General features: G+C 71.3%; 22 protein-coding genes. 12 read left to right on the top strand and 10 right to left on the bottom strand.

Annotated elements, in window-relative coordinates:
• Window positions 1-8: 8 nt before the first annotated feature.
• On the bottom strand, window positions 9-776 hold the full coding sequence (locus ACFY2L_RS04215) for a metal ABC transporter ATP-binding protein (RefSeq protein ID WP_390821439.1): 768 nt from the start codon (window positions 774-776) through the stop codon (window positions 9-11).
• A gap of 20 nt (window positions 777-796) precedes the next feature.
• Window positions 797-1,753 (bottom strand): metal ABC transporter substrate-binding protein, encoded by a 957-nt coding sequence (locus ACFY2L_RS04210; RefSeq protein WP_390821438.1) that lies wholly within the window; start codon window positions 1,751-1,753, stop codon window positions 797-799.
• A 149-nt stretch (window positions 1,754-1,902) separates the two neighbouring features.
• Here ACFY2L_RS04210 and ACFY2L_RS04205 point away from each other — a divergent pair, with 149 nt between their 5' ends.
• Window positions 1,903-3,285: a glycine--tRNA ligase gene (locus ACFY2L_RS04205; protein WP_390655408.1), complete on the top strand. Its 1,383-nt coding sequence runs from the start codon at window positions 1,903-1,905 to the stop codon at window positions 3,283-3,285.
• 64 nt (window positions 3,286-3,349) lie between these two features.
• On the opposite strand, the gene ACFY2L_RS04200 is transcribed toward ACFY2L_RS04205, so the two are convergent.
• Window positions 3,350-3,730, bottom strand: coding sequence for a hypothetical protein (locus ACFY2L_RS04200; RefSeq protein ID WP_390655409.1), 381 nt, complete (start codon window positions 3,728-3,730; stop codon window positions 3,350-3,352).
• A 172-nt stretch (window positions 3,731-3,902) separates the two neighbouring features.
• Here ACFY2L_RS04200 and ACFY2L_RS04195 point away from each other — a divergent pair, with 172 nt between their 5' ends.
• From ACFY2L_RS04195 to ACFY2L_RS04170, 6 genes are all read left to right on the top strand, one after another.
• On the top strand, window positions 3,903-4,745 hold the full coding sequence (locus tag ACFY2L_RS04195) for a helix-turn-helix domain-containing protein (protein ID WP_390655410.1): 843 nt from the start codon (window positions 3,903-3,905) through the stop codon (window positions 4,743-4,745).
• Window positions 4,727-4,936 carry a DUF397 domain-containing protein gene (locus ACFY2L_RS04190; protein WP_390655411.1) on the top strand — a complete coding sequence of 70 codons (210 nt, stop codon included), beginning with the start codon at window positions 4,727-4,729 and terminating at the stop codon, window positions 4,934-4,936. The genes ACFY2L_RS04195 and ACFY2L_RS04190 overlap by 19 nt, the downstream gene beginning before the upstream one ends.
• 280 nt (window positions 4,937-5,216) lie before the next feature.
• A complete protein-coding gene (locus ACFY2L_RS04185; RefSeq protein WP_390655412.1) occupies window positions 5,217-5,825 on the top strand; it encodes a lytic polysaccharide monooxygenase auxiliary activity family 9 protein in 609 nt (202 codons plus the stop codon).
• Window positions 5,826-5,904: 79 nt separating this feature from the next.
• Complete coding sequence (locus ACFY2L_RS04180; protein ID WP_390821436.1) at window positions 5,905-6,918, top strand: aldo/keto reductase; 1,014 nt, start codon at window positions 5,905-5,907, stop codon at window positions 6,916-6,918.
• 26 nt (window positions 6,919-6,944) lie between these two features.
• Window positions 6,945-7,535 (top strand): TetR family transcriptional regulator, encoded by a 591-nt coding sequence (locus ACFY2L_RS04175; RefSeq protein WP_390655414.1) that lies wholly within the window; start codon window positions 6,945-6,947, stop codon window positions 7,533-7,535.
• A gap of 69 nt (window positions 7,536-7,604) precedes the next feature.
• Entirely contained in the window at window positions 7,605-8,525 is a 921-nt protein-coding gene (locus tag ACFY2L_RS04170; RefSeq protein ID WP_390821435.1) for a UTP--glucose-1-phosphate uridylyltransferase, read from the top strand.
• 78 nt (window positions 8,526-8,603) lie between these two features.
• Here the strand turns inward: ACFY2L_RS04170 and ACFY2L_RS04165 are convergent, their stop codons facing one another.
• Together ACFY2L_RS04165 and ACFY2L_RS04160 are read right to left on the bottom strand one after the other, a co-directional pair.
• Entirely contained in the window at window positions 8,604-8,822 is a 219-nt protein-coding gene (locus ACFY2L_RS04165; protein WP_390655416.1) for a hypothetical protein, read from the bottom strand.
• A gap of 125 nt (window positions 8,823-8,947) precedes the next feature.
• A complete protein-coding gene (locus tag ACFY2L_RS04160; RefSeq protein WP_390821434.1) occupies window positions 8,948-10,393 on the bottom strand; it encodes an MFS transporter in 1,446 nt (481 codons plus the stop codon).
• A 101-nt stretch (window positions 10,394-10,494) separates the two neighbouring features.
• Between ACFY2L_RS04160 and ACFY2L_RS04155 the strand changes: the two genes are divergently transcribed.
• Window positions 10,495-11,394, top strand: coding sequence for a helix-turn-helix transcriptional regulator (locus ACFY2L_RS04155; protein ID WP_390821433.1), 900 nt, complete (start codon window positions 10,495-10,497; stop codon window positions 11,392-11,394).
• Between the two features lie 30 nt (window positions 11,395-11,424).
• On the opposite strand, the gene ACFY2L_RS04150 is transcribed toward ACFY2L_RS04155, so the two are convergent.
• Window positions 11,425-12,870 carry an MFS transporter gene (locus tag ACFY2L_RS04150; protein ID WP_390655419.1) on the bottom strand — a complete coding sequence of 482 codons (1,446 nt, stop codon included), beginning with the start codon at window positions 12,868-12,870 and terminating at the stop codon, window positions 11,425-11,427.
• A gap of 116 nt (window positions 12,871-12,986) precedes the next feature.
• On the opposite strand from ACFY2L_RS04150, the gene dusB reads away from it, so the two are divergent.
• Entirely contained in the window at window positions 12,987-14,141 is a 1,155-nt protein-coding gene (gene dusB, locus ACFY2L_RS04145) for a tRNA dihydrouridine synthase DusB (protein ID WP_390655420.1), read from the top strand.
• A gap of 15 nt (window positions 14,142-14,156) precedes the next feature.
• Here dusB and ACFY2L_RS04140 read toward each other — a convergent pair whose 3' ends face one another.
• From ACFY2L_RS04140 to ACFY2L_RS04130, 3 genes are all read right to left on the bottom strand, one after another.
• Window positions 14,157-15,761 (bottom strand): CDP-alcohol phosphatidyltransferase, encoded by a 1,605-nt coding sequence (locus tag ACFY2L_RS04140; protein WP_390821432.1) that lies wholly within the window; start codon window positions 15,759-15,761, stop codon window positions 14,157-14,159.
• A gap of 937 nt (window positions 15,762-16,698) precedes the next feature.
• A complete protein-coding gene (locus ACFY2L_RS04135; protein ID WP_390655421.1) occupies window positions 16,699-18,639 on the bottom strand; it encodes a glycogen debranching N-terminal domain-containing protein in 1,941 nt (646 codons plus the stop codon).
• Complete coding sequence (locus ACFY2L_RS04130; protein ID WP_390655422.1) at window positions 18,636-20,042, bottom strand: hypothetical protein; 1,407 nt, start codon at window positions 20,040-20,042, stop codon at window positions 18,636-18,638. Before ACFY2L_RS04130 ends, ACFY2L_RS04135 begins: the two co-directional genes overlap by 4 nt.
• A gap of 120 nt (window positions 20,043-20,162) precedes the next feature.
• Here ACFY2L_RS04130 and ACFY2L_RS04125 point away from each other — a divergent pair, with 120 nt between their 5' ends.
• Window positions 20,163-21,494 (top strand): ROK family protein, encoded by a 1,332-nt coding sequence (locus tag ACFY2L_RS04125; RefSeq protein WP_390655423.1) that lies wholly within the window; start codon window positions 20,163-20,165, stop codon window positions 21,492-21,494.
• Between the two features lie 447 nt (window positions 21,495-21,941).
• On the top strand, window positions 21,942-24,689 hold the full coding sequence (gene ppdK, locus ACFY2L_RS04120; protein WP_390655424.1) for a pyruvate, phosphate dikinase: 2,748 nt from the start codon (window positions 21,942-21,944) through the stop codon (window positions 24,687-24,689).
• Between the two features lie 173 nt (window positions 24,690-24,862).
• On the opposite strand, the gene ACFY2L_RS04115 is transcribed toward ppdK, so the two are convergent.
• Window positions 24,863-25,591, bottom strand: a complete 729-nt coding sequence (locus ACFY2L_RS04115; RefSeq protein WP_390655425.1) for a DUF5710 domain-containing protein — start codon at window positions 25,589-25,591, stop codon at window positions 24,863-24,865.
• Window positions 25,592-25,917: 326 nt separating this feature from the next.
• Between ACFY2L_RS04115 and ACFY2L_RS04110 the strand changes: the two genes are divergently transcribed.
• Window positions 25,918-26,337, top strand: coding sequence for a hypothetical protein (locus tag ACFY2L_RS04110; protein ID WP_390821431.1), 420 nt, complete (start codon window positions 25,918-25,920; stop codon window positions 26,335-26,337).
• Window positions 26,338-26,383: the final 46 nt, after the last annotated feature.

Raw genomic sequence — 26,383 nt, 5'->3', positions numbered from 1 at the left:
CAGGTCCATCAGCTCAGCAGGCCGGTACGGATCGGTTCGGCGCCCGCCGAGGCGTGCGGGTGCACATGGTCATGGCCGGGAAGGGCGTGCTGGCCGACGGCCCGCGGGGGCGGTCCGTCGTGCAGGACGCAGCCGTCGCGCAGGACGACCGCCCGGTCGATCAGGGGCTCCAGGGGGCCCAGTTCGTGCAGCACGAGGAGGACCGTCGTACCGGCCGCGACCTGGTCCTTCAGGGTGCGGGCCAGGACCTCCTGGCTGGCCAGGTCGACGCCCGCCATCGGCTCGTCCATGATCAGCAGCTCGGGTTCGGCGGCGAGGGCGCGGGCGATCAGGACGCGCTGGTGCTGGCCGCCGGAGAGGGCGTCGACGTTGTCCTTCGCCCGGTCCGCCATGCCGACCAGCTCCAGGGCGTGCCGTACGGCCTCCCGGTCGGCCTTGCGCAGGACGCCGAAGCGGGCGCGGGAGAGGCGGCCGGAGGTGACGACCTCCGTGACGGTGGCGGGGACGCCGCCGGCGGCCGTCGTGCGCTGGGGGACGTAGCCGATCCGCGCCCAGTCCCGGAACCGCTTCCTCGGGGTGCCGAACAGCTCGATCTCGCCGGCGGCGGTCGCCACCTGGCCGATGACGCTGCGCACGGCGGTGGACTTGCCGGAGCCGTTGGCACCGAGCAGCGCGACGACCTCACCGCGGTGCACGGTGAGGTCGATGCCCCGCAGGACGGGGCGCGAGCCCAGGTCGGCGCGGACCTGGCGCAGGGAAATGACGGGCTCGGTCATGCCGCTCTCCGATCGGCTGGTCACTTGGCTCCCAGGGCCGTCTGCAACGCCTTGAGATTCGCCCTCTGGACCGAGAAGTAGTTGTTGCCCCGGGACTTGTCCGTGATGCCCTCGATCGGGTCGAGCACGTCCGTCTTCAGGCCGGCGTCGGCGGCGATGGTCTTCGCGGTCTTGTCGCTGACGAGCGTCTCGTAGAACACGGTGGTGACGCCGTCCGCCTTCGCCATCTTCTCAAGCTCCTTCACGCGCGCGGCGCTGGGCTCCGACTCGGGGTCGAGGCCGTTGATGGCCTCCTCGGTCAGGCCGTAGCGCTCGGCGACGTAGCCGAAGGCGGCGTGGGTGGTGAGGAACACCTTGGACTTCGTGTGCGCGAGCCCGTCCTCGAACTCGGTGTCGAGCGCGTCGAGCTTCTTCACCAGGGCGGCGGTGTTGGTCCTGTAGTCGGCCGCGTGGTCCGGGTCGGCCTTCTCGAAGGCCTTGCCGACCCCCTCGGCGACCTGGGCGTAGCGCACCGGGTCGAGCCAGATGTGGGGGTCCAGGCCGGACGACTCCTCGTCCTCGTGGTCGTCGTGCTCGGCCGCGTGGCCGCCGACCTCGTTGCCGTGCTTCTCCAGCGTGGTGAGGGAGGCGGCGTCGATCTTCGTCTTCACCTCGGACTGGGCCACCGCGTCGTCGACGGAGGGCTGGAGGTCCTTGAGGTAGAGCACCGCGTCGGACTCCTGGAGCTGCGCGGTCTGCTTCGCGCTGATCTCCAGGTCGTGCGGCTCCTGGCCGGGTTCGGTCAGGCTGGTGACGTTCACGTGGTCCCCGCCTATCTGCAGGGCGAGGAAGGCCATCGGGTAGAACGACGCGACGACGTCGAACTTCTCCGTGTTGCCCGCCGCGCTCGCGCCCGAGCAGGCGGAGAGGGTTCCGAGGCCGAGAGCGGTGACGGCCGCCACGGCTATCCCGGATATGCGCTGTCGTCGTACGTTCATGACAGTCATTTTCAACAAATATGGAAACCGTTGTCAACAAGCTGCGGAAGGGGATCCGATTTGGTCGAGGGGGAGCCCCCGCCGGTACCCTGAATCATTCGCTGGAAGCATCTCGCTTCGTCGCCCGTCGTCGTTATGAAGAGAGCACCGTGGCCGCCGACAAGATCGACACCATCGTCAGCCTGAGCAAGCGCCGTGGCTTTGTATTCCCCTGCAGTGAGATCTACGGCGGTCAGCGTGCCGCCTGGGACTACGGACCGCTGGGTGTCGAGCTCAAGGAGAACCTGAAGCGCCAGTGGTGGCGCTACATGGTGACGTCGCGCGAGGACGTGGTCGGTATCGACTCGTCCGTCATCCTGGCCCCCGAGGTCTGGGTCGCCTCCGGTCACGTCGCCACCTTCACGGACCCGCTGACCGAGTGCACCTCCTGCCACAAGCGGTTCCGCGCGGACCACCTGGAGGAGGCCTACGAGGCCAAGCACAAGCGCCTCCCGGAGAACGGCCTGGCGGACGTGAACTGCCCCAACTGCGGCAACAAGGGCCAGTTCACCGAGCCCAAGCAGTTCTCGGGCCTGCTCTCCACCCACCTCGGCCCGACCCAGGACTCCGGCTCCATCGCCTACCTGCGTCCCGAGACCGCCCAGGGCATCTTCACCAACTTCGCCCAGGTGCAGACCACTTCGCGCCGCAAGCCGCCGTTCGGCATCGCCCAGATGGGCAAGTCCTTCCGCAACGAGATCACGCCCGGCAACTTCATCTTCCGCACCCGCGAGTTCGAGCAGATGGAGATGGAGTTCTTCGTCAAGCCGGGCGAGGACGAGCAGTGGCAGGAGTACTGGATGGAGCAGCGCTGGAACTGGTACACCGGTCTCGGCCTGCGCGAGGAGAACATGCGGTGGTACGAGCACCCGAAGGAGAAGCTCTCCCACTACTCCAAGCGCACCGCTGACATCGAGTACCGCTTCCAGTTCGGCGGCAACGAGTGGGGCGAGCTGGAGGGTGTCGCCAACCGCACCGACTACGACCTCTCGGCCCACGGCAAGGCCTCCGGCCAGGACCTCTCCTACTACGACCAGGAGGCCCAGGAGCGCTGGACGCCGTACGTCATCGAGCCGGCGGCCGGTGTCGGCCGCGCGATGCTGGCGTTCCTGCTCGACGCCTACGTCGAGGACGAGGCCCCCAACGCCAAGGGCAAGCTGGAGAAGCGCACGGTCCTGCGCCTCGACCACCGTCTGGCCCCGGTGAAGGTCGCGGTCCTGCCGCTGTCCCGCAACCCCGAGCTGTCCCCGAAGGCCAAGGGCCTCGCCGCCGCCCTGCGCCAGCACTGGAACATCGAGTTCGACGACGCCGGCGCCATCGGCCGCCGCTACCGCCGCCAGGACGAGATCGGCACGCCGTACTGCGTGACGGTCGACTTCGACACCCTGGACGACAACGCGGTGACCGTGCGTGAGCGCGACTCGATGAAGCAGGAGCGGGTCTCCCTCGACCAGATCGAGGGCTACCTGGCGGGCCGCCTGATCGGCTGCTAGCCACGGCTCACGGTCCACGCACGAGGCCGGCCCCGACGGGACTCCCGTCGGGGCCGGCCTCGTGTCATGCGGTGGGGTGCTGCTGCCGCTGATGGCTGCGCAGCAGGACGTCGGCGTCGGTCTCCGCGCTGCGGTCGTGCGCGGCGCGGGCCCTGTCCCGCGCCGCCGCCAACTCGCCGCACTCGGCGCAGTCCGGCGCCGGCTCGGGCGGACGGCGCAGACCGGTCATGAAGGGCCCGTCGGTCCGGGGACGCGCGTTCACCGCGCGGACGCTCGCGTGCAGCCGCTCCCGCTCCGTGGCCGGCCGCAGCGCGGCGGGGTCGGCCTGCCATTCCCGGCCGCCGCCGAGGGGGCGGAGCATCGCGTAGGGGCCGGAGCGGTCCTGGTACTCGCCGACCTTGTCCGTGGCGGGGTCGTAGAGGAGGGCGCCGGGTTCGTGCTGCATGGGGTCACTCCTTTTACCCAACTTTCCTACCAAATGTGAGGGTTGGGCTACTCTGGGTGGTGGGGGCTGTCGACAGGATGGCCTCGCGGCGGGGATCGGCACGCCGTTGACGAGGGGTTGTTCGTCGCCGGGCGGCGTAGATTCCACAAATTCCACGGAGGGACGCGATGCGATGCCGCCGAGGCGAGTGATCACGGGGCGGAGCCAGGAGCCGAGGCAGCGGTTCGCGGAGGAGTTGCGCTTGCTGCGGGCAGCGAAGGGCGACAGCCTGCGTGAGCTGGGGGAGAAAGTCGGCTGGGACTGGTCATTGTTCGGGAAGTTGGAGACGGGACACACCCTCGGCAGTCCCGAGGTGGTCCAGGCTCTCGACCAGTACTACGGGACGCCGGGACTGCTGCTGGCGCTGTGGGAACTGGCGATGGCGGATCCGACGCAGTTCAAGGAGCGGTACCGGAGGTACATGGTGCTGGAAGCAGAGGCTGTGAGTGTGTGGCAGTACTCGCCGAGCATCCTGCCGGGGCTACTGCAGACCCCCGAGTACGCACGCGAGTTGCTCAGGAAGGGCGGGCTCAAGGGGGACGAGCTGGAAGCGCAGGTCGAGGCTCGGATCGGGCGGCGTGACGTGCTGCTGAGGGAGGATCCGCTTCAGTTCCGCGTGATTCTCTCGGAGGCGGTGCTGCGTACTCCACTGGAGGAGCCTGATGAATGGCGTGCACAGTTGGAGCACCTGGGCATGATGGGCCACCGCCTCAACGTCACCCTCCAGGTGTTGCCGTGGCCCGCCGGACTTCACGGGCTCGCGAACACTGACACCATCTTTCTGCGAGGTCTGGACGGCCAGACCGTGGCCTGGGTGGAGACCGGCTACTCGGGCGAACTCGTCCAGGAATCGGCCTCGGTTGAGCGCCTGCAGCTCCGATACGATCGAGTACGCGACTTGGCTCTGTCCCCGGGCGAATCGCGGCAGTTCATCGAACGGATGCTGGAGGAAGCGCCATGCGAGCCATTGACCTGAGCGACGTGACGTGGCGCAAGAGCAGCTACAGCAACCAGGACGGCGGCGCCTGCCTCGAAGTCGCCGACGACATCCCCGCCCTCGTCCCCGTCCGGGACAGCAAGGCCCCCGCCCGCGGTGTGCTCGTCATCGAGGCGGCTGCCTGGGGGCATTTCGTGGGTGCCGTGAAGCACGCACGCTTCTCCGTCTGACCTGACGCCCTCCTCGGCAGCGCGTCTGCGCTGTTCACCGGTTCGGCGCACATGCGGATGCTGACCGCCGGCGTCCGTGTGAGCCTGAAGTCCGGCAGCTCGACGGGCCTGATCTCCATGGCCATGAACGTGACGGGTCGGAGCCCGGCACGCAGAGCTGAAGAGAGCCGCAGGCAGCAGGCCGCGGCGGTGCCTCCGGATCCGGACGGCACGAAGACCTCAAGGACACCCTTCGCGTACGTCGCCGGGGTGTGCCTGCCGAGGAGGAGGAACAGCAGCGATGGCAACAGCGAAGACCACGCGCTCCGACCAGGATGTCGCCCCGCTCCACGGGTGGGTGACCCAGCCGCCGTCCCGGGCGGCCCTTCTGTTCAACGACGGTTATCCGTCCAACGCGCTGGAGGCGGGCAAGTTCTTCCCTGCGACGCAGGCGGGCCTGACGGATCCCCTGCAGCCCTCTGACGTCGTCAGTGCCACGCCGCCGCCGGACGGGAAGATCGCCAGTGCGGGTTACACCGACGGTGGTGCCCCTCGGCTTGACGAGGTGCGGGACTGGCGGAAGGTCGATCTCGCGTCGGGTGCGCAGCAGAAGGTCGTCTGGAACTTCTCGATGCGGCACAAGACGCGTCGCTACAACTACTTCGTCACGAAGAGCGGCTGGGATCCGTCGCAGCCGCTGTCGCGGGCGCAGTTCGAGGCCGAGCCGTTCGCGCGGCTGGAGCCGAACGGGGACACGCCGTACTGGGAGCTGCCGGATCCCCCGCAGGCTCCGGTGGAGCACACGATCACGCTGCCGCAGCGTGAGGGCTATCACGTCGTTCTCGGCGTATGGGAGGTGGCGGACACCGGCAACGCCTTCTACCAGGTGATCGACGTGAACTTCACGTAGTGCACCAAGAGCGGTGAAGGGTGAGGACTGACGACTGACAGATATTGAAATCTGTCAGTCGTCATGTCAGGGTGGGGGCATGAGCCTTCCCACGCGTACTCTCGGCAGCACCGGCCCCCAGGTCTCCGCCCTCGGCCTGGGCTGCATGGGCATGTCCTCCGCCGTGTACGGCGACGCCGACCGCACCGAGGCGATCGCCACCGTCCACGCCGCCCTGGAAGCGGGTGTGACCCTGCTCGACACCGGCGACTTCTACGCCATGGGGCACAACGAGATGCTGGTCGGCGAAGCCCTGCGCACGGCCCCCGCGGCCCGCCGCGAACAGGCCCTGGTCAGTGTGAAGTTCGGTGCCCTGCGGGACCCCGACGGCGGCTGGGGCGGCCAGGACGGCCGGCCCGCCGCCGTGCGGAACTTCGCCGCGTACTCGCTCCAGCGCCTCGGCCTCGACCACATCGACGTCTACCGCATCGCCCGCGTCGACCCGGACGTTCCGATCGAGGAGACGGTCGGCGCGATCGCCGAACTCGTCGAGAAGGGGTACGTCCGCCACATCGGCCTCAGCGAGGCCAGCGCGGAGAACATCCGGCGGGCCGCCGCCACCGCGCCCATCTCCGACGTCCAGCTGGAATACGCGATCATCACCCGGGACATCGAGCGGAAGATCCTGCCGACCATGCGCGAGCTGGGCATCGGCGTCACCGCGTACGGAGTCCTCTCGCGGGGCCTGATCTCCGGCCATGTGACCCGTGACCAGCGGTTCGGGCCGGACGACTTCCGCGGCGTCTCGCCCCGCTTCCAGGGGGACAACCTCCAGCGCAACCTCGACCTCGTCGAGGCCCTGCGCAAGATCGCCGACGGCAAGGGCGTCACCGTCGCGCAGATCGCGACCGCCTGGGTCCTCTCCCGGGGCGAGGACATCGTGCCGCTGGTCGGGGCCCGCACCCGGGAGCGGCTCACCGAGTCGCTGGGCGCCCTGGACGTCGTACTCGACGAGACGGATCTGGCGGCGATCGAGGAGGCCGTACCGGCCGGCGCGGCGGCCGGCACCCGCTACCCGGCCCCGCAGATGGCACATCTCGGCACGGAGCAGTGATCGTGGTGCCGGGTACCGTCTAGGGCATGGCACCGACCACCGAGACCCTGACCGCCGAGCGCATCCTCGAAGCGACCGAGGAGGTGCTGCGCCGCCACGGCCCGGCCAAGGCCACCGTGGTGGACGTGGCCCGGGCGCTCGGCGTCAGCCATGGCAGCGTCTACCGGCACTTCCGTACGAAGGCGGCGCTGCGCGAGGCGGTCACGAAGCGGTGGCTCGACCGTACGTCGGACGCTCTGGCGGGCATCGCCGCCGACGAGACCCGCGACCCGGGGACCCGGCTGCGCGACTGGCTCGCCGCCCTCTTCGAGGCCAAGCGGCGCAAGGCGGGCGGCGACCCGGAGCTGTTCGCCACGTACATGGTGCTGTCCAGGGAGAGCGGCGCGGTGGTCGGCGAGCACATCGCCGACCTGACCGGCCAGCTCACGCGGATCATCGCGGCCGGGGCCGAGGCCGGCGACTTCACCGTCGCCGACCCGGCGACCGAGGCGCGAGCCGTCTTCCAGGCCACCGGCCGCTTCCACGACCCCGGATACCTCGGGGAGTGGGAGCGGCCGGAGGCCGAGGCCGACTTCGCGGCGGTGGTGGAGCTGCTGCTGAGGGGGCTGAGGGCCTAGAGTCGTGCCCACCGGCCGGAGAGGAACCGGAGCGAACCGGGGAGCGAGGACGAGGACGAGGGGTGCCTGATGCCGCCGACGATCCGCAGGGCCGTGATCCCCGCCGCCGGACTCGGCTCCCGTCTGCTGCCGCTCACCAAGGCCACCCCGAAGGAGATGCTGCCGGTCGGCGACAAGCCGGTCATCGAGCACACCGTGCGGGAACTGGTGGACTCCGGCATCACGGACATCACCATCGTCGTCTCCGGCGGCAAGTCCCTCATCCAGGACCACTTCCGCCCCAACCCGGCCCTCGTCGACCAGCTGCGCGCCGACGGCAAGACCGCCTACGCGGACGCGGTCGAGGAGGTCGCCGAGCTGGCCCGCCGGGGCCACATCACCTACCTCGACCAGCGCGGCCCCTACGGCAACGGCACCCCCGTCCTCAACGCCGCCCGCTCCTTCGGCGACGAGCCCGTCCTGGTCCTGTGGCCCGACGACGTGTTCGTGGCCGAGGTGCCCCGGGCCCAGCAGCTGATCCGCGCCCACGAGCAGACCGGCTGCCCCGTTCTCGCCCTCATGCCGATGGACCCCGCCGACTCCCAGCGCTACGGCGTCCCCCTCGTCAAGGAGGACCTCGGCGGCGGCACCCTCCGCATCACGGGCCTGGTCGAGAAGCCGGCCCCCGCCGACGCGCCGTCCTCCTACGCGGCCATCGGCGGCTATGTCATCACCCCCGGCATCGTCGACGAACTGCGCGAGCAGACCCGCCGCTGGTACGAGCACCGCACCGGCGAGATCTACCTGACCGACGCGATCAACGCCTACGCGTCCACCAGGGCGGTCTACGGCCAGGTCATCCAGGGCCGCTGGTACGACACCGGCAACCCCGCCGACTACCTGGTCGCCCAGATGGCCCACGCCCTGGCCCACCCCGAGTACGGGCCGGTCCTGCGCACCCTGGTCAGCGACCTCGACGCCGGATCCGCAGGGCGCCCAGCAGCTGAGTGAGCACCCGCAGCGCCGCCTCCCGACGGGCGGGCTCCCGCCGCTTCAGGCGCCCGCGGTACCCCCCCGCGTCCCCGGAACTCATCGCCGCTGCGCCCCCGCCGCCGGATCCACCGTCGCCTGATGGGCATCGGCCAGGTGCTCCGTCGCCTTGAGCCACGGCAGGAACTGGGCGCCCTTGCGCCAGCCGCAGGTGTCACATCTGATGGTGCGCTGCACTCCCGTCCGCTGCACCCGCACGACGTGCTCGCGCCCGTGCTGGTCCCAGCGGCTCACCTTGCTCGAGTCGATCGACGGCACGACGCCTCCTGTCACCCGTTAGTCCCTTCCTGCTCCGGCAGGCATGGAGTGTGCCGCAAGAACAACATCAACGGGGGGTTCGGCCGGAGGAGTTGGCCAAGCCGTAGTGCGGGCCGCCGTCGGACTCACCGCACCCCGCGCGGCAGCCGCAGGCTGAGCAGCCCCGTCAGGACCACCCCGCCCACCTGCACGGCCAGCGTCGTCGTCAGCGCGTCGCGCATGCCCATCCCCGGGACCAGGGAGAGGAAGAGGGTGCCGAGGGTGGCCACGCCCAGTGCCAGCGACGCCTGCTGGGTCGTCACCATCATCCCGCTGCCGACGCCCGCCCGGGCCGGCGGCACCTCGGACATCACGATCCGCATGACGACGGGCAGTTGGAGCGCCTGGCCGGCGCCCGCGACCGCCGTGCCCGGCAGCAGGCTCACGAAGCCCACGTCGGGCCAGTCGGCGCGGACCGCGAGCACGATCAGCACGATGCCCACGCCCTGCAGCACCGCCCCCGCCGTCACCACCCGCGACCCGAACCGGGCCACCAGCCGGGGACCGGCCAGCGAGGCGGCGAAGAACGCCAGCGCCATGGGGGCGAGCGCCAGTCCGGCCCGGACCGGCCCCAGGCCCGCCCCGCCCTGCAGCGCCACCGCCACCACGAACATGAACCCGCTGAAGCCCACGGCCAGCGGTGCCATGATCGTCAGCCCGCGCCGCAGCGTCGTCAGCGCGAGCAGGCTCGGCGGTACGAGCGGCGTACGGCCGCGCCGGTCGGCCCTGCGCTCCACCGCGTAGAACGCCGCCGCCACCAGCGGGAACGCGGCCAGGGACAGCCACGTCCACAGCGGCCAGCCCGCCGCCCGGCCCTCGGTGAGCGGCGCGAGAAGGGCCAGCAGGGCCGCGGCGAGCAGGACCGTGCCGGGACCGTCCACCGGCTCCGGACGCGGGGAGCGCGTCCCGGGGACCGTACGGACGGCGAGGACCAGGCCCACGACCACCACGGGGACGTTCACCAGGAACACGGAACGCCACCCCGAGCCGGCGATGTCCGCCGCGACCAGGACGCCTCCCAGGATCTGGCCCGCCACCATGGACAGGCCGGCCGTCGCGCCGTAGAGACTCATCGCCCTGGCGCGCCGCGTCCCCTCGGTGGCGGACTGGATGGTGGCGAGCACCTGCGGGACCATGACGGCCGCCGAGGCGCCCTGCGCGACCCGCGCCGCGACCAGCGACCAGGCCTCGGGCGCGAGTCCGCAGGCCAGCGACGTCAGACCGAAGGCGGCCATGCCGCCGAGGAAGAGCCGGCGCCGGCCGAAGAGGTCACCGAGCCGGCCGCCGAGGACGAGGAGCACGGCGTACGCGACCCCGTACCCGGCGACGACGAGTTCCAGGACGGACTCGCTCGCGGCGAGGTCCCGGCCGATGGTGGGCAGGGCGACGTTGACGATGAAGAAGTCGATGAGGGGCAGGGCCGCGCCGAGCAGCACGGTGAAGAGCCCGAGGGAGCCGAGGGCGGGGGCGGCCGACGAGCCGCGGGCGCCCGGCGGGGCGGCGGTGGTGGTGGTCCGGGTTGTCTCAGTCACGCCCCCGAGCCTGCGCCGCGCCCCAGACGGGTACCAGAGTGTTCTTATCCTGGTAGAAGGAGTACCTGGCAACAGGGTCCGGACGGCGGCACGCTGGAGGCATGACGACGATGGCCCAGGAGTCGCTCCGGCAGACGGCGGCCGCCCCGCGGAACAGCAGCTCGGAGATACGGCGCCACGAACTCGCCGCCTTCCTGCGCAGCCGCCGCGAGCGGATCACCCCGGAACAGGTCGGCCTCCCGCGCGGCGCCCGCCGCCGCACGCCCGGGCTGCGCCGTGAGGAGGTCGCCCATCTCTCGGCGGTCGGCGTCACCTGGTACACCTGGCTCGAACAGGCCCGGGACATCCATGTCTCCGTCCAGGTCCTGGACGCCCTCGCCCGCACCCTGATGCTCGACAGGACCGAACGCGTCCACCTCTTCCAGCTGGCCGGCGCCACCGATCCGACGCCCGCCGCGCACTGCGAGGGCGTCACTGACTCCGTGCGCACGACGCTGGACCAGCTCGACCCGCTGCCCGCCTGCGTCCAGAACAGCCGCTACGACATCCTGGCCTACAACCGCACCTACGCCCGCCTGTTCAGCGACCTCGACGCCATCCCGCCCGAGGACCGCAACTGCATGCTCCTGGTGCACACGAACCCCGACTGGCGGGCCGCCATCGTCCACCTCGACGAGACGATGCGCCTGATGGCGGCCAAGCTGCGCGCCTCCATGGCCGGTCATCTCTCCGAGCCCGCCTGGAAGATGCTGGTCAAGCGGCTCCAGACGGAGTCCCCGGAGTTCCGCGAGAACTGGGAGCGCTACGAGGTCGTGGTCAACCGGACCAAGACCAAGGAGTTCCGCAACCCCTACGTCGGCCTCCTCACCGTGTGCCACACGGACCTGTGGCTCGGCCCGGAGCACGGGCCCCGGATGGTGACGTACACGCCGGTGGACGAGGTGACCCGCGAGCGGCTGGAGAAGCTGCACCTGATGTTCGGCGGACCCGGTCCGCAGTGACCCCGCCGTGGCCGGGAGCGCGGCGCGAGGTCAGGCGCTGACGCCCGCCGCCTCCCGGACGTCCCTGGCCTCCAGGCGTTCCGCCGTGCGCTCGGCCGTCCGCCTGGCCCACGGTCCGGTCGTCAGGGCACCGAGGACGAGCACCGACAGCCCGCAGACGGTGAGGATCCACCAGCCGGGGACCGCGGCCGCGACGAACGTCTCGCGGTACGACGTCGTGCTCACGCCCGCCGCCAGCACCGCGCCGACCACCGCGACGCCCAGGGTCTGGCCCAGCTGACGGCTGGTGGACGCGACCGCGGCCGCCACCCCCGCCTGGCTGCGGGGCATCCCGGACACCGCCGTGTTCGTGATCGGCGCGTTCACGAAGCCGAAGCCCACCCCGAACAGCGCGTACCCGAGGAACAGCGTCACGTTCGACGTCTCCGCGTCGAACGCGGCGAACAGCAGCGCGCTCGTCGTCAGCGCGCTCCCCGCGACGACCAGTGGCAGCCGGGGGCCGCGGGTGCCCACGAGACGGCCGGACAGGGGCGCGCACAGGAACGTCGGGACGGCCATCGGCAGCATCCACAGGCCCGCGTGCAGCGCGTCCAGGCCCCGGACGTTCTGCAGATACAGAGTCGACAGGAACAGGAACCCCCCCAGCGCGGCGAACGCGCTGATCGCCACCACCGTCGCCCCGCTGAACGGCGCCGAGCGGAAGAACCGCAGGTCGATGAGGGGTTCGGCGCGGCGGGGCTCGTAGATCAGCAGGCCGGTCAGCGCGGCCAGGGCCACCGCCGCGAAGGGGCCGCTGACCGCGAGGCCCGCCTCGGGCGCCTCGATGATCGCGTACGTCAGGGAGCCGAAGAGCGCGATGACCAGCAGCTGGCCGACCGGGTCGGGGCGGCGGGCCTTCGGGGCGCGGGACTCGGGGACGTAGCGGAGGGTGAGGAGGAGCGCCGCCAGGCCCACCGGCAGGTTGAGCCAGAAGATCGAGCGCCAGCCGACCGACTCCACCAGCAGACCGCCCAGCAGCGGGCCGGCCGCCATGGAAATGCCCACGACCGCTCCCCACACGCCGATCGCGCGGGCGCGCTCACGCGGGTCGGTGAAGGTGTTGGTGATGATCGACATGGCGACCGGGTTCAGCATCGAGCCGCCGACCGCCTGCACCATCCGGGCCGCGATCAGCAGCTCCAGACCGGGCGCGAGGGAGCAGAGCAGCGAGCCCAGCGAGAACACCACCAGGCCCGCCATGAACACCTTCTTGCGGCCGATGCGGTCGGCCGTGGAGCCCGCGAGCATCAGCAGGGTGGCCAGGACGAGCGTGTAGGCGTCGATCGTCCACTGCAGGCCGGCGGTGGAGGCGTGCAGGTCGCGCTCCATCGAGGGCAGCGCGACATTGAGGACGGTGTTGTCGAGGCTCACGATCAGCAGGCTCATACAGCAGATCGCGAGGACCAGCAGACGTCGGCGAGGGCTGAGCTCGGGCATGCGCCCCATCGTACGCGCGTGTCGATAGTGCGTCTAACTAATGGTTGTTACATGATCACGCCGGGTGGTGCCCCGGCGGCGGCCGGGCACCCCGGCCGATGCGTGACAATGGGGGAATGCCCACGACCGCGCCCACGAAGAACACGACCCTGCGGATCGGCCCGCACGCCGTCCTGCCGCCCGTCGTCCTGGCCCCCATGGCCGGCATCACAAACGCGCCCTTCCGCACCCTGTGCAGGGAGTTCAGCGGTGGCAAGGGCCTCTTCGTGAGCGAGATGATCACCACCCGGGCGCTGGTCGAGCGCAACGAGAAGACCATGCAGCTGATCCACTTCGACGCGACCGAGAAGCCGCGCTCGATCCAGCTGTACGGCGTCGACCCCGCGACCGTCGGCAAGGCCGTCCGCATGATCGCGGAGGAGGACCTCGCCGACCACATCGACCTGAACTTCGGCTGCCCGGTCCCGAAGGTCACCAGGAAGGGCGGCGGTTCCGCCCTCCCCTACAAGCGCAACCTGCTCCGCGCCATCCTGCGCGAGGCGGTGGCCGGCGCCGGCGACCTCCCGGTGACGATGAAGATGCGCAAGGGCATCGACGACGACCACATCACCTACCTCGACGCCGGCCGGATCGCCGTCGAGGAGGGCGTCACCGCCATCGCGCTGCACGGCCGCACCGCCGCCCAGCACTACGGCGGCACCGCCGACTGGGACGCCATCGCCCGCCTCAAGGAGCACGTCCCGGAGATCCCCGTGCTCGGCAACGGCGACATCTGGTCGGCCGAGGACGCGCTGCGGATGGTGCGCGAGACCGGCTGCGACGGCGTGGTGGTCGGGCGGGGGTGCCTGGGCCGCCCGTGGCTGTTCGCGGACCTGGTCGCCGCCTTCGAGGGGCGTACGCAGGACATCGCGCGTCCCTCACTGCGCGAGGTCGCCGAGGTGATGGTCCGGCACGCCACGCTGCTCGGGGAGTGGATCGGCGACGAAACCAAGGGAGTCGTCGACTTCCGCAAGCATGTCGCCTGGTATCTCAAGGGGTTCGCGGTCGGCTCGGAGATGCGCAAGCGGCTCGCCGTCACCTCCTCGCTGGAGGAACTCCGCTCCGGGCTCGACGAGCTGGACCTCGGCCAGGCCTGGCCCGCCGGTGCCGACGGGCCCCGCGGCCGTACGTCCGGCAACAACCGGGTGGTGCTGCCGGACGGCTGGCTGAAGGACCCGTACGACTGCGCGGGCGTGAGCGAGGACGCGGAGCTGGACACCTCCGGCGGCTGAACCGCCTTACGGCGATCAGCCGTTGCGGGGGTGCGGGGTCGAGCCGTACGCCGTCAGGAAGCGGTCGCGGAACGAACTCATCTTCCACACCGGGGCGTCGTGGGCCGGCTTGAGACCGTCGGTCCAGTTCCAGGCGGCGATCCTGTCGAGGACCTTCGGGTCCTTGGCGACGATCGAGACCGGCACGTCCCGGCTGGCGTTCTGGCCGCTGACCCGGGAGATGGGCTGGTGGTCGCCGAGGAAGACCAGGACGGTGTCGTCGGTGCCGTAGCGCTCCAGCCACTCGGTCAGCGCGGTCACCGAGTACTGGACCGACTTGCCGTACTCCTCCTTGGACTTGGTGGAGTCGGCGATGATGTCGGACGCCTTCTTGCCGGCCGCCTCGATGTCCTCGAAGACCGAGCCGTCGCCCAGCTCGTCCCAGCCGACCATCGTCGGGATCGGCGCCCAGGGCTGGTGGCTGGAGGTCAGGATGATCTCCGACATCAGCGGCTTGTCGCGCTTCTTGCCGTGCTCCAGCTTCTGGAACGCCTCCAGCGCGTACTGGTCGGGCATGGTCGACCAGCTGAACTTCGGCCCCTGGTAGCCCATCTGGAAGGCGTTGTAGACCTTGTCCAGACCGTAGAACTCCGCCTCCGGCCAGCCCTTCTGCACCCCCGGCATGACACCGACCGTGTCCCAGGCGCCCGTCTTCTGGAACGCCTTGGTGAGGGACAGATGGTCGCTGGCCATCACCGTCCGGTAGCGCTGCTGGTTGTCGACCCACAGGCCGGACAGCGTGGTGGAGTGGCCGAGCCAGCTGCTCCCGCCGTACGTCGCCGAGGTCAGCCAGCCGCTCTTGGCGTGGAAGCCGGCCTTCGCCAGGGCCTCGGTACGGGCTTCCAGGGTCGCGTCGACGCCGGGCGCGATGACCGGGTCCTCGATGGCGCTGCGGCCGTAGCTCTCGATGAACGTGAAGATCATGTCCTTGCCGCGCAGATCGGGCACGAGCTGGTCGGCCGGCGTGTTGCCGAAGGTGTCGCTGCGGGCCTCCTTGCCGAAGGCCGCCTCGTCCCGGATCGTCGCCCGCACCTGCCTGGCCTCCGACTCCAGCCGGTTCGCGACCCGCTCGGAGGCGACCGGGATCCCGGCGTACTGCAGACCCAGCACCGAGCAGGTGATCCAGGCGGTGCCCGCGATCAGCGTGACCCGGGTGGCCCGCCGGGTGTCGCGCACCAGGAGATCGCTCACCCGGACCGTCGCCAACGCCATCAGCGCCAGCACGAGGACGACGAGCAGGACGACGCCGATCGCGGCGGCGCCGGCGGCGGTCTTCCCCATGGTGTCGGCCAGATACGACTGGGCGTCGTCCAGCAGGCCCCAGTCCAGGACCAGGTTGAAGTCCCGGCCCAGATACTCCAGGAAGCCCATGTCGAGCAGGTTCAGCACGGTCAGCGCGCCGAGGACCGCGCCGCCGAGCGCCGCCAGCGCCACTCTCGGCCTGCGCGGCAGCGCCAGCAGCACCGCCGCCCCGATGATCGCCTCACCCGGCAGCCGGACGAACCGGTTCACCTGGAGTGCGGCCAGCCGGTTCGGCAGCAGCAGTGCGCCGAGCACGAGCACGAGGGAGAGGACGGTCACCGTCCACCACACCACCCGGGCGGCCCGGGGATGCCGCTCCCGCCAGCCCCACGCGCGGGCGAAACGAGCCTTGAGAGAGCCACCCCCGGCGCCTGCCGGCTGTTCCGCCCCGGTCTGCTGTGCCGCCGCGGCCGGTTCTGGCGCCCCGTCGGGTTCTGGCGCCCCGACCGGTTCTGCCGCCCCCGCGGGCTCTTCCGCCCCCGCCGATTCCCCGGCGCCCGCCGCTTCTTGGACAGCGGCGGGTTCCGCGGGTGTGGCGGGTTCTACGGGTGTGGCGGGTTCCGCGGGTGTGGTGGGTTCCGCGGACGCGGCGGGTTCGTCGGGGGCCGCCGATTCTCCGGAGCCCTCGGCTTCTCCGGAGGGGGCCGGGTGCTCGGCGGCTGCCGCTGTTTCTCCGGACGCGGCTGGATGCTCGGCGGGTGCCGGTCCTTCGGTGGTGGCAGGTGCTGTGGACGGGGCCGGGACATCGGCGGCCGCCGGTTCCTCGGTGGCGGCCTGCTCCTCGGACGCGAGCGGGTTCTCGGTGGGCGCCGTCGTCGCCGGTGCTTCGGTGGTGGCCGGGTCCCCGGTGGCTGTCGGCGCAGCCGGGCCCGGCGGTTCCTCGGCCGTCGCCGGTGCTTCGGAGGCGGCCGAGGAACCGGTGGCCGCCGGTTCCCGAGGTGCCGTCGGTTGCTCAGCGGCCGTGGAATTCTCGGCGCCCGCGGACATCACGGCGTCGTCCTCGGGTTCTCTCGAAACCGGCGGCTGGGATGAGCGAGTGGAGACAGGCACCCGAGGGTCCTTCCGTACGAAGCCCGGTGGTTCGGCGGATCCCACGCGGGAAGTCGGATCCGCCTCAGTTTCGTACGGCCTGCCCTCGGCCCGCGTTCAGCCCCCTCGGCCAGTCCTCGGCAAACACCGTGCAAACGTCACGCCAAGCACCCGCCCGCGGTGGGCGCTACGCCCCTCCGACCGCTGTGAGCAGCGCCAACGGCGCCGCCGCCGAACGGGATTCCCGTACGCACGCGTGCGGGTACGGAACCGGTTCCGCGTGGGTGTCGCGGCCGTAGCCGGCGAGCACCTCCGGGAGCCGGTGACCTGTCGCCGTCGCCGCGTCGACCAGGGCGTGGGCGACCGCGCGGGCCTCGTCGTGCAGGCCGTAGCGGGCGAGCCCCAGCGTGATCAGCGCGTTGTCGTGCGGCCAGACCGAGCCGCGGTGGTACGACAGCGGGTGGTACGCCGGCTGCCCGGCCGCCAGCGTGCGCACGCCCCACCCGGAGAAGAAGTCCGGCTCCAGGAGGCGCCGGCCGACGACCTCGCCGTACTCCTTGTCCAGCAGGCCGGACCACAGCAGATGCCCGGCGTCCGACGCCAGCGCGTCGACCTGGCGGCCCTCCCCGTCCAGCGCGAGCGCCGGGAAGGACCGCTCCGGCATCCAGAAGTCCCGCTGGAAGCGGTCGCGGAGGTCGGCGGCCGCCTGTTCGAGGAGGGCCGCGTAGGTCGGGTCCTCCCAGACCGTGCGCGCGAGCCACGCCGTGCGGCGCAGCGCGTCGTACGCGTATCCCTGGGCCCCCGCCGCCATGACCGCTCCGGTGGCGCGGGTGCCGTCCGCGGAGCAGATGGCGCCGGGGGAGTCCTTCCAGTTCTGGTTGGCGAGGCCGCCCTGGTCGGCGCGGTAGACCAGATAGCCCCGGGAGGTCAGCCCGCCGTGGTCCAGCATCCAGCCGATCGCGGCGCGCGCGTGCTGCTCCAGGCGGCGGGCCGTCGCGGTGTCGCCGGTCTGCTCGACGTACGCGCCGAGGACGACCAGGAAGAGCGGCGTCGCGTCGACCGAGCCGTAGTAGCGGCCGAACGGGACCTGCCCGAAGTGGGCCAGCTCGCCGTGCCGCACCTCGTGGACGATCTTGCCGGGCTGGGACACCGACTGCGCGCCGGTCTCGGTGGCCTGGGTGGCGGCGAGGGCCGGGAGCGTGGCGGCGGCGAGCTGCGGGCGGTACGGGAGGGCGAAGAGGGAGGTGAGCAGGGCGTCACGGCCGAGCAGGGTGAGGAACCAGGGGGCTCCGGCGGCCGGGACGCGCAGCTCCTCGCCGTCCGGACCGGTCGCGTGGACCTGGAGCACGGCCAGATCCGCGAGCCCTCGAACACAGGCGGTCGCCAGTTCGGGCCATTCCGTAGGAAAAGCGACACCTTCCATGAAGTCGCCCTCCTGCGCAAGTAGCTTTTCGGCCATCGCGGAAGGGGAGCGGGGCACCCGCAGCGCTCGCTTCTCGCCGTGCGGCCGGGCCATCACCCGCAGGACCAGCTCGGCGGAGCCGTGCGCCTCCAGTTCGAGACTCCACACCAGGCGGCGGGCCCCGGTGCCGGTCTCCTCGACGCCGTCCGGCGCGGGCTCGGCGGTCACCGTCGTACAGGACTTCCACTCGCCGCGCTGGTAGGTGAACTCCACGCCGTCGTCGAGGACCTGGCGGCGGCGGACGGCTCCCGTCTTCGCGTACGTACGGTGGTCGGAGCGCAGCTCGAACTGGTCGGTGAAGTCCGCGTCGACGGTCAGGGCCAGCCGGACCGTCGTCGCCACCGGCCGGTTGCTGACGACCCTGACCGACTCCACGAACGCCCCGTCCCCGACGGCCTGTTCACGGAAGAGCGTGCAGGACGGCGGCTCGTTGCGCCCGCCGCGCGGGACGAGCACACAGCGCACGGTGTCCCCGCCCGCGACCGGCGCGAGCGCCTCCGGGACCGCGCCGTCGATCGTCAGCTGCCACCGGCTGAGGTGCCGGGCGTCCCTGACGAACACCCCCTCCGGAGAGGAGCCGGCGCCCCGTACGCCGCTGATGTCCCCGCGGTCGCCCACGGCGGCGAACGTCCCGCCGTACACGAGCAGATGATGCCGGTCCGTCATCCCTGGTCCCCTCCCTTGATGGCCGTGGTGTGCTGGTGGAGCAGGTCGAGCGTGAGCGCGGCGGTCCAGCTGAAGCCGGTCGCGCCGCAGGCCTCGCCGGTGTACGGGTCGACGTACTCGGCGAAGTCCGTGGTGAGGGCGGTGTCCAGGGCGGCCCGGCGCAGCGCGTCCGCGTCGGTGGTGCGCCCGTGCAGCCGCAGGCCCCGTTCCAGGAGCCAGCCGGTGTTGAACCAGGCCGGGCCGCGCCAGTAGCGGTGCGGGTCGAAGGCCTCGCCCAGCAGGTCGTAGCTGGGGACGAGACGGGTGGTCGTACCGACACCGAAGTGCGGACCCCGCAGGGTGCCCACGACGGCCGTGACCACGTCGCGCGGCAGTCCGGGCAGGAGCAGCGGGACGAGTCCGGAGACGCCCCGCTCGCGCACGAGCACCCCGCCGCGCAGGTCACGGCAGAAGAACATGCCCTCCGCCGGGTCCCACAGCCGCTCGACGAGCGCCGCCGTCAGCCGCTCCGCGCGCGCGTGGCGGGCGGTGGCCGTCGCCCCCAGTTCCCGCGCGATCCGTGCGAGGGCGTGCTCGGAGGCGATGAGCAGCGCGTTGAAGGAGGGGTCCTCGACGGCGAAGTCGCCGTCCCCGTCGGCGTACCGCCCGTCCCGGTAGTCCGCCGCCAGCCGTACGTACCGCCCGTAGTCGAGATCCGTCGGCCGGTCCTCGGCGGCCCCGTGGTCGAGGTCGGCGCGGCGGAAGGAGCGGGCCGGCGCCGGGGTGATCCGGGCGAGCGGGGCGTCCCACGAGGGCGCGTTGTCCATCCCCTGCTCCCACGGGTGGACGACGGACACGAGCCCGCCCCCGCCGAGGTCGCGCCGGTGCAGCAGATAGCGGTGCCAGGCGGCCAGCCGCGGGTAGACCCGGGCGAGGAAGCCCCGTGCCCGGGAGAGCCCCGGGTCGGCGCGGTGCACCAGCCAGGCGGCGAGCGCGTGCACCGGTGGCTGCACGATGCCCGAGGTCTGTACGGTGCGCGGGGCGCCCGCAGCGCGCCCCGCGGTCGAGGAGCGCCAGAAGTCGGGGCTCGGGAAGTACGCGTCGAGCGGCACGGAGGGGTTGAAGACGATGTGCGGGATCCGCCCGTCACCCCACTGGGCGTCCAGCAGCGTCTCCAGCTCGGTCTGCGCCCGGCGCGCCGAGACGTGCCGCAGCCCGATCGCGATGAAGGCCGAGTCCCAGGACCACTGGTGCGGGTACAGCCGGCGCGAGGGCACCGTCGACGTGCCCGTCCAGTTGCCTTCCAGCACCTCCACCGCCCCGCGGCGCAGTGCCCCGAGGTGCGGCGAACCCGGCGGAGCCGCCGGATCGTATGCAACGGCGTACTCCGCCGGAGGGGCGATGAGCTGGGCGGTGCGATCCACTCGGGGCTCCCCGAAGACGACGAGGCCACCTGGTTCGGCAGGGGCTACCGTAGGGTTACGTCTATTTAACACGCAAAACTCAATATGTAATGCAAGCTTGAGAAACACAAGGGGGTGTGCATGACTGGGCGTCCGGGACGGACCGGCAGGGCCGGTGGTCAGGCCAGCGCCGGGGATCTGCTGGAACTGGTGCGCAGCGGGCGGGCGACCACACGCGGCGCCCTCCAGCAGGCGACGGGCCTCTCCCGCGCGACCGTCGGCCAGCGCCTGGACCGCCTGTTCCGCGCGGGCTGGCTGCGCGAGGGCGCCGGCGGCCCGGTCGACTCGCCGCTGGGCGGCCGCCCCTCGATCACCCTGGAGTTCGACGACGCGCACGCGGTGGTGCTCGCCGCCGACCTGGACACCCGGCACGCGCGCGCGGCCGTGCTGTCCCTGACCGGCGAGATGCTCGCGGAGCACTCCGGGACGCTGGCCGTCGAGGACGGCCCGGACGTCGTGCTCGGCGAGCTGGGCGGCTGGTTCGCCGAGCTGCTGGAGAAGGCGGGCCACCGGGCGGAGGAGGTCTGCGGCATAGGACTGGCCGTGCCCGGTCCGGTGGACAGCGAGACGGGCCGGGTGGTGCAGCCGCCGATGATGCCCGGCTGGGACGGCTACGACATACGAGGCCGCCTGGCGAGAGCGTTCGCGGAGCGGACGGGCGGCGCGGCGGGGCACGCCGTGCCGGGACGGCCGGGGTCCGGGGCGGCGGCTCCGGGGCACCCGGCGTCACGGCTCACCGCCGCACGGCTCGCGGCCCCGGGGCTCCCCCCGGCGGTCCCGGTGCTGGTGGACAACGACGCCAACCTCATGGCCTACGGCGAACAGCGCACCGGCCACCCCGAGTGCTCGGCGTTCGTCCTGGTCAAGGTGTCGACCGGCATCGGCGCGGGGGTCGTGGTCGACGGCTCGATCTTCCGGGGGATCGACGGCGGCGCCGGGGACATCGGGCACATCCGGGTCCCCGGGGGCGCGGAGGCGCTGTGCCGCTGCGGGTCGTACGGCTGTCTCGCGGCCCTCGCGAGCGGCGGCGCGGTCGCCCGGCGGCTGGCCGAGAAGGGGGTGCGGGCGGAGTCCGGGTCGGACGTGCGGGACCTGCTGGCCGCCGGGCACCCGGAGGCGGCGGCGCTGGCCCGGGAGGCCGGGCGCCGGGTCGGGGAGGTGCTGGCGACGGTCGTCACCCTGCTGAACCCCGGCGTCCTGATGATCGCCGGGGACCTGGCGGGCACCCCCTTCCTGACCGGGGTGCGCGAGCTGCTCTACCAGCGGGCGCTGCCGCGCTCCACCGCCCGTCTGGACGTCGTGACCTCGCGGCTCGGGGAGCGGGCGGGGCTGGTGGGGGCGGGTGCGCTGGTCGTGGAGCACCTGTACGCGCCGGAGCGGGCGGAGGAGCGGTTGCTGGCGCTGGGGGTGTGAGGGACGCTCAGGGGGACGGGGGCCGTGTGACAGGGGTGTTTCCGCTTCTGTCTCCGTCCCGAGGCGCGTCCGGATGGTGAAATCCGATGGCTCCAGGAAGCGTGATTCTCGCCACCCTTGATAGGGGTGGCGCTCAGATGAGCGGATCTTGCCCGACTGTACTTCTCCAAGGGGTGGCACTCCGTGCCACCCCTTGATCGTTCATCGATCGAAATCAGGCGTGCTGTACGGCGCTCATGTGAGCGGCGAATGGGGCGCTTGGGATAGGTCGCGTTCAAGAAGTGAAAACATCGGCGGCCCTGCGCTTGCCAAGCCTTGACTTTCGATCCCGTGGCGGACGACTGGTTACAGGCGCATGACGCGCAAGTGCACGTACCCAGGCGCCTTTGATCTGGGTATGTTCCTGGCCGTCAGGGCAGCCACCGCGTCCTCGAGGAGTCGAGACCCGTGTCGGAAAACAAAGATCTCCCGGTAGCCGATCAGGCCGCGAGCGTTGAGGGCGTGAAGTTCGTCTACGACTTCACCGAGGGCAACAAGGACCTCAAGGACCTCCTCGGTGGCAAGGGCGCCAACCTCGCCGAGATGACCAACCTGGGCCTTCCCGTCCCGCCCGGCTTCACCATCACGACCGAGGCCTGCAAGGTCTACCTCGACAGCGGCGAGGAGCCGGCGGCACTGCGTGACGAGGTGAGTGCGCACCTCGACGCCCTCGAAGAGCGGATGGGCAAGAAGCTCGGCCAGGCCGACAACCCGCTCCTGGTCTCCGTCCGCTCCGGCGCCAAGTTCTCCATGCCCGGCATGATGGACACGGTCCTCAACATCGGCCTCTCCGACAAGTCGGTCCAGGGCCTCGCGGCCCAGGCCGGCGACGACCGCTTCGCCTGGGACTCCTACCGCCGTCTCATCCAGATGTTCGGCAAGACGGTCCTCGGCGTCGACGGCGAGCTCTTCGAGGACGCGCTGGAGGCGGCGAAGGCGGCGAAGAAGGTCACCGTCGACACCGAGCTGGAGGCGGCGGACCTCAAGAAGCTGGTCACCCGCTTCAAGAAGATCGTCAAGACCGAGGCCGGCCGCGACTTCCCGCAGGACCCGCGCGAGCAGATGGACCTCGCCATCAAGGCCGTCTTCGACTCCTGGAACGGCGACCGCGCCAAGCTCTACCGCCGCCAGGAGCGCATCCCGCACGACCTCGGCACCGCGGTCAACGTCTGTTCGATGGTCTTCGGCAACCTGGGCCCGGACTCCGGCACCGGTGTGGCCTTCACCCGTGACCCCGCCTCCGGCCACCAGGGCGTCTACGGCGACTACCTCCAGAACGCCCAGGGCGAGGACGTGGTCGCGGGCATCCGCAACACCGTCCCCCTGGCCGAGCTGGAGCAGATCGACAAGAAGTCGTACGACCAGCTGCTCGGCATCATGGAGACGCTGGAGAACCACTACAAGGACCTCTGCGACATCGAGTTCACGATCGAGCGCGGTCAGCTGTGGATGCTCCAGACGCGCGTCGGCAAGCGCACCGCCGGTGCCGCCTTCCGCATCGCCACCCAGCTCGTCGACCAGGGCCTGATCGACGAGACGGAGGCGCTGCAGCGCGTCACCGGCGCCCAGCTCGCCCAGCTGATGTTCCCCCGCTTCGACGAGCAGGCGAAGACGCAGCAGGTGGGACGCGGCATCGCGGCGTCGCCGGGTGCGGCGGTCGGCAAGGCGGTCTTCGACTCGTACACCGCGGTGAAGTGGTCCCGCTCGGGCGAGAAGGTGATCCTGGTCCGCCGTGAGACGAACCCGGACGACCTCGACGGCATGATCGCGGCCGAGGGCATCCTCACCTCCCGGGGCGGCAAGACCTCCCACGCGGCGGTCGTCGCGCGCGGCATGGGCAAGACCTGTGTCTGCGGCGCCGAGGAGCTCGAGGTCGACACCAAGCGCCGCCGGATGACCGTGCCGGGCGGCCACGTGGTCGAGGAGGGCGACGTCATCTCGATCGACGGCTCCTCCGGCAAGGTCTACCTGGGCGAGGTCCCGGTGGTCCCCTCCCCGGTGGTGGAGTACTTCGAGGGCCGGATGCACGCCGGCGCCGACGACGCGGACGAGCTGGTCGAGGCGGTCCACCGCATCATGGCCTTCGCGGACCGCAAGCGCCGCCTGCGCGTCCGCGCGAACGCCGACAACGCCGAGGACGCCCTGCGGGCGCGCCGCTTCGGCGCCCAGGGCATCGGCCTGTGCCGCACCGAGCACATGTTCCTCGGTGACCGGCGTGAGCTGGTCGAACGCCTCATCCTCGCCGACACGGAGGCCGAGCGCGAGGAGTCCCTCAAGCAGCTCCTCCCGCTCCAGAAGAAGGACTTCGTGGAGCTGTTCGAGGCGATGGACGGCCTGCCCGTCACCATCCGGCTGCTCGACCCGCCGCTGCACGAGTTCCTGCCCGACATCACCGAGCTGTCGGTGCGCGTGGCGCTGGCGGAGTCCCGCCAGGAGCCGCACGAGAACGAGCTGCGCCTGCTCCAGGCGGTGCACCGGCTGCACGAGCAGAACCCGATGCTGGGCCTGCGCGGCGTACGCCTCGGCCTGGTCATCCCCGGCCTGTTCACCATGCAGGTCCGCGCCATCGCCGAGGCCGCCGCCGAGCGCAAGAACGCCAAGGGCGACCCGCGCGCCGAGATCATGATCCCGCTCGTCGGCACCGTCCAGGAGCTGGAGATCGTCCGCGACGAGGCCGACCAGGTCGTCGCCGAGGTCGAGGCCGCGACGGGCGTGTCGCTGAAGCTGTCGATCGGCACGATGATCGAGCTGCCGCGCGCCGCGCTCACGGCGGGCCAGATCGCGGAGGCGGCGGAGTTCTTCAGCTTCGGCACCAACGACCTCACCCAGACGGTGTGGGGCTTCAGCCGGGACGACGTGGAGGCCTCCTTCTTCACGGCCTACCTGGAGAAGGGCATCTTCGGGGTCTCCCCGTTCGAGACGATCGACAAGGACGGCGTCGGCTCCCTGGTGAAGGCGGCGGCGAAGGCGGGCCGCGAGACCCGCCCCGACCTCAAGCTCGGCGTCTGCGGCGAGCACGGCGGCGACCCGGAGTCGGTGCACTTCTTCCACGAGGTCGGCCTCGACTACGTCTCCTGCTCCCCGTTCCGGATCCCGGTGGCCCGGCTGGAGGCCGGCCGGGCGGCCACACAGTCGGCGGGCAGCGACCACCGCTGATCCCCCGATAGACCCCGGAGCCGTCGTCGGTCCCCGACCCTCAGTACCGATCGGCGGCGGCTCCGGCACGCAAGAGGAGGGCGGCACCCTGTGCGGGGGTGCCGCCCTCTTGTGCGTCATCGACCGCCGGGTCCGGGGAAGGCCGTTACGCAGAGCCGGGGGACCGTTCCCGGCTACACGCCCCCGGACTGTTGAGGCGGGATACCCGCGCGGCGCAGCGCATCAGCGGCAATCGACGGTCGGGAGTCCGCCGCCGGTGGAGGTGCCAGGCTGATGCCGGCATCCGTCAGGATGGACAGGTCCAGCTCGTAGCTGCGCTCGGACCGGGCCCTCCAGACCGTGAAGGCCTCGGCGATGTGCGCGCGGGCCTGCTCCTCCGTCATGCCGGTGACGTTCATCAGATGAAGCAGTGCCTCTGGAGCCTGCCCACGAATCTGCGCCAGCCCGAAGTGGGTGACCGTGTGGCAGTCCGTACACAGGCAGATCAGGCGGCCCAGCCTCTGTACGAGCCGGTCCTCGTCGTACACCCACCGCTCGTGCGCTTCCAGCCAGCGTTTCACGTCACGGTCCTGTGTGGCGCCGCACACCTCGCAGCGCCGGCCCGCCCTGCCAGTGATCATCCGGCGGAGACGTTCCCAGTCCCTCGGGGAGACGCAGGAGCGGACGTTGGTGAACCAGCAGGAAGCCGGCACCAGGTCGACGAACAGGCCCTGCCCCAGCGTCCGGTCCTCACCTGGGAGCAGTTCCGGTACGGCGGGCCCGGCGAGCCAGCGCTCCAGTGAGGCTTCCCGACCAGGCGGGGCGTACCAGCGCCGGGCGGTGGCGTCCCATCGCGCACCGGCCGCCTTGGCCTCGTCCTTCTCCTGGTAACTCACGTCCAGCCACGTACGCGAGACCGCCATGTCCCCTCCCAGTGACGCAAGTTGCTGATTCCGGGATCTTATGGGGCGTCAGATCCCTTGAGTGGGGCTATCGGGAATCGCGGAGACCGGGGCGCGAGGCGGTGGTGGTCTGAGGCTTGGTGGTGTCCTGGGCTGGGCGGGCGAAGGCGCGTCGGAGGGGCAGGACGGGCCACCCGTGAGGCGGGTTTGGGACGGGATGGCTGGAAGTCGATCACCTGTTGTGATGGCAGCCGGGCGGCGGAAGGATTCAGCTCGTGATCATTCCGCTACTTTCTGTCACTCCTGGGGTCGGTGGGACCTCGGGGGCTCGACAGAAGAGGTGAAGGATGAAGAGGGCATGGACGGCCGCGCTCGCTGCGGGACTGTTCTTCGTGGGTGTGGGCACTGCGGCAGCGGACGCGTGGAAGAAGCTTCCTGAGATGCACCCGGCCGGCGTGGTGTTCCGGGACGGAACGTACCGGTTCAATCCTGCTGAGCGGAACCACGGTGCCTTCGAGTGGGCAGGCTACCTCGAGGACGGAGCGCCGGACGACGGGCACAACGTCTACGTGCAAGCCCGGGTCGAGAGTCACGGCTGGTCGCGGTACGACGGCAAGCAGCGCCGCACGGTGTATATGCGCCACTCCAATTGGGATGGCGCCCAGCGCTATACGCAGCGCGCAGAAATCAGGGCATGCCGCGACCGTGGCAGTCTCCGGCCGGACAACTGTTCCCCCACGGTTCGCCGTAACAACCCGGCACACTGACACCGATTCGGACTTCGAGGCCCGGACGCCCGGGCCTCCGCTCGGC

The sequence above is a fragment of the Streptomyces sp. NPDC001381 genome, assembly GCF_042895685.1.
Taxonomy (GTDB): Bacteria; Actinomycetota; Actinomycetes; order Streptomycetales; family Streptomycetaceae; genus Streptomyces.
Note: the sequence above shows the minus strand (reverse complement) of the source record. Positions and strands in the feature narration are given on the sequence as shown.

Bases quoted from the DNA above. Each gene is read 5' to 3' on its own strand.
- ACFY2L_RS04150 (WP_390655419.1), bottom strand. From the start codon at position 12,870: ATGCCCGAGCTCAGCCCTCGCCGACGTCTGCTGGTCCTCGCGATCTGC.
- ACFY2L_RS04115 (WP_390655425.1), bottom strand. From the start codon at position 25,591: ATGGCGGTCTCGCGTACGTGGCTGGACGTGAGTTACCAGGAGAAGGAC.
- ACFY2L_RS04155 (WP_390821433.1), top strand. From the start codon at position 10,495: ATGACGACGATGGCCCAGGAGTCGCTCCGGCAGACGGCGGCCGCCCCG.
- ACFY2L_RS04125 (WP_390655423.1), top strand. From the start codon at position 20,163: ATGACTGGGCGTCCGGGACGGACCGGCAGGGCCGGTGGTCAGGCCAGC.
- ACFY2L_RS04210 (WP_390821438.1), bottom strand. From the start codon at position 1,753: ATGAACGTACGACGACAGCGCATATCCGGGATAGCCGTGGCGGCCGTC.
- ACFY2L_RS04195 (WP_390655410.1), top strand. From the start codon at position 3,903: ATGCCGCCGAGGCGAGTGATCACGGGGCGGAGCCAGGAGCCGAGGCAG.
- ACFY2L_RS04180 (WP_390821436.1), top strand. From the start codon at position 5,905: ATGAGCCTTCCCACGCGTACTCTCGGCAGCACCGGCCCCCAGGTCTCC.
- ACFY2L_RS04135 (WP_390655421.1), bottom strand. From the start codon at position 18,639: ATGACGGACCGGCATCATCTGCTCGTGTACGGCGGGACGTTCGCCGCC.
- ACFY2L_RS04170 (WP_390821435.1), top strand. From the start codon at position 7,605: ATGCCGCCGACGATCCGCAGGGCCGTGATCCCCGCCGCCGGACTCGGC.
- ACFY2L_RS04200 (WP_390655409.1), bottom strand. From the start codon at position 3,730: ATGCAGCACGAACCCGGCGCCCTCCTCTACGACCCCGCCACGGACAAG.
- dusB (WP_390655420.1), top strand. From the start codon at position 12,987: ATGCCCACGACCGCGCCCACGAAGAACACGACCCTGCGGATCGGCCCG.
- ACFY2L_RS04175 (WP_390655414.1), top strand. From the start codon at position 6,945: ATGGCACCGACCACCGAGACCCTGACCGCCGAGCGCATCCTCGAAGCG.
- ACFY2L_RS04215 (WP_390821439.1), bottom strand. From the start codon at position 776: ATGACCGAGCCCGTCATTTCCCTGCGCCAGGTCCGCGCCGACCTGGGC.
- ACFY2L_RS04110 (WP_390821431.1), top strand. From the start codon at position 25,918: ATGAAGAGGGCATGGACGGCCGCGCTCGCTGCGGGACTGTTCTTCGTG.
- ACFY2L_RS04185 (WP_390655412.1), top strand. From the start codon at position 5,217: ATGGCAACAGCGAAGACCACGCGCTCCGACCAGGATGTCGCCCCGCTC.
- ACFY2L_RS04190 (WP_390655411.1), top strand. From the start codon at position 4,727: ATGCGAGCCATTGACCTGAGCGACGTGACGTGGCGCAAGAGCAGCTAC.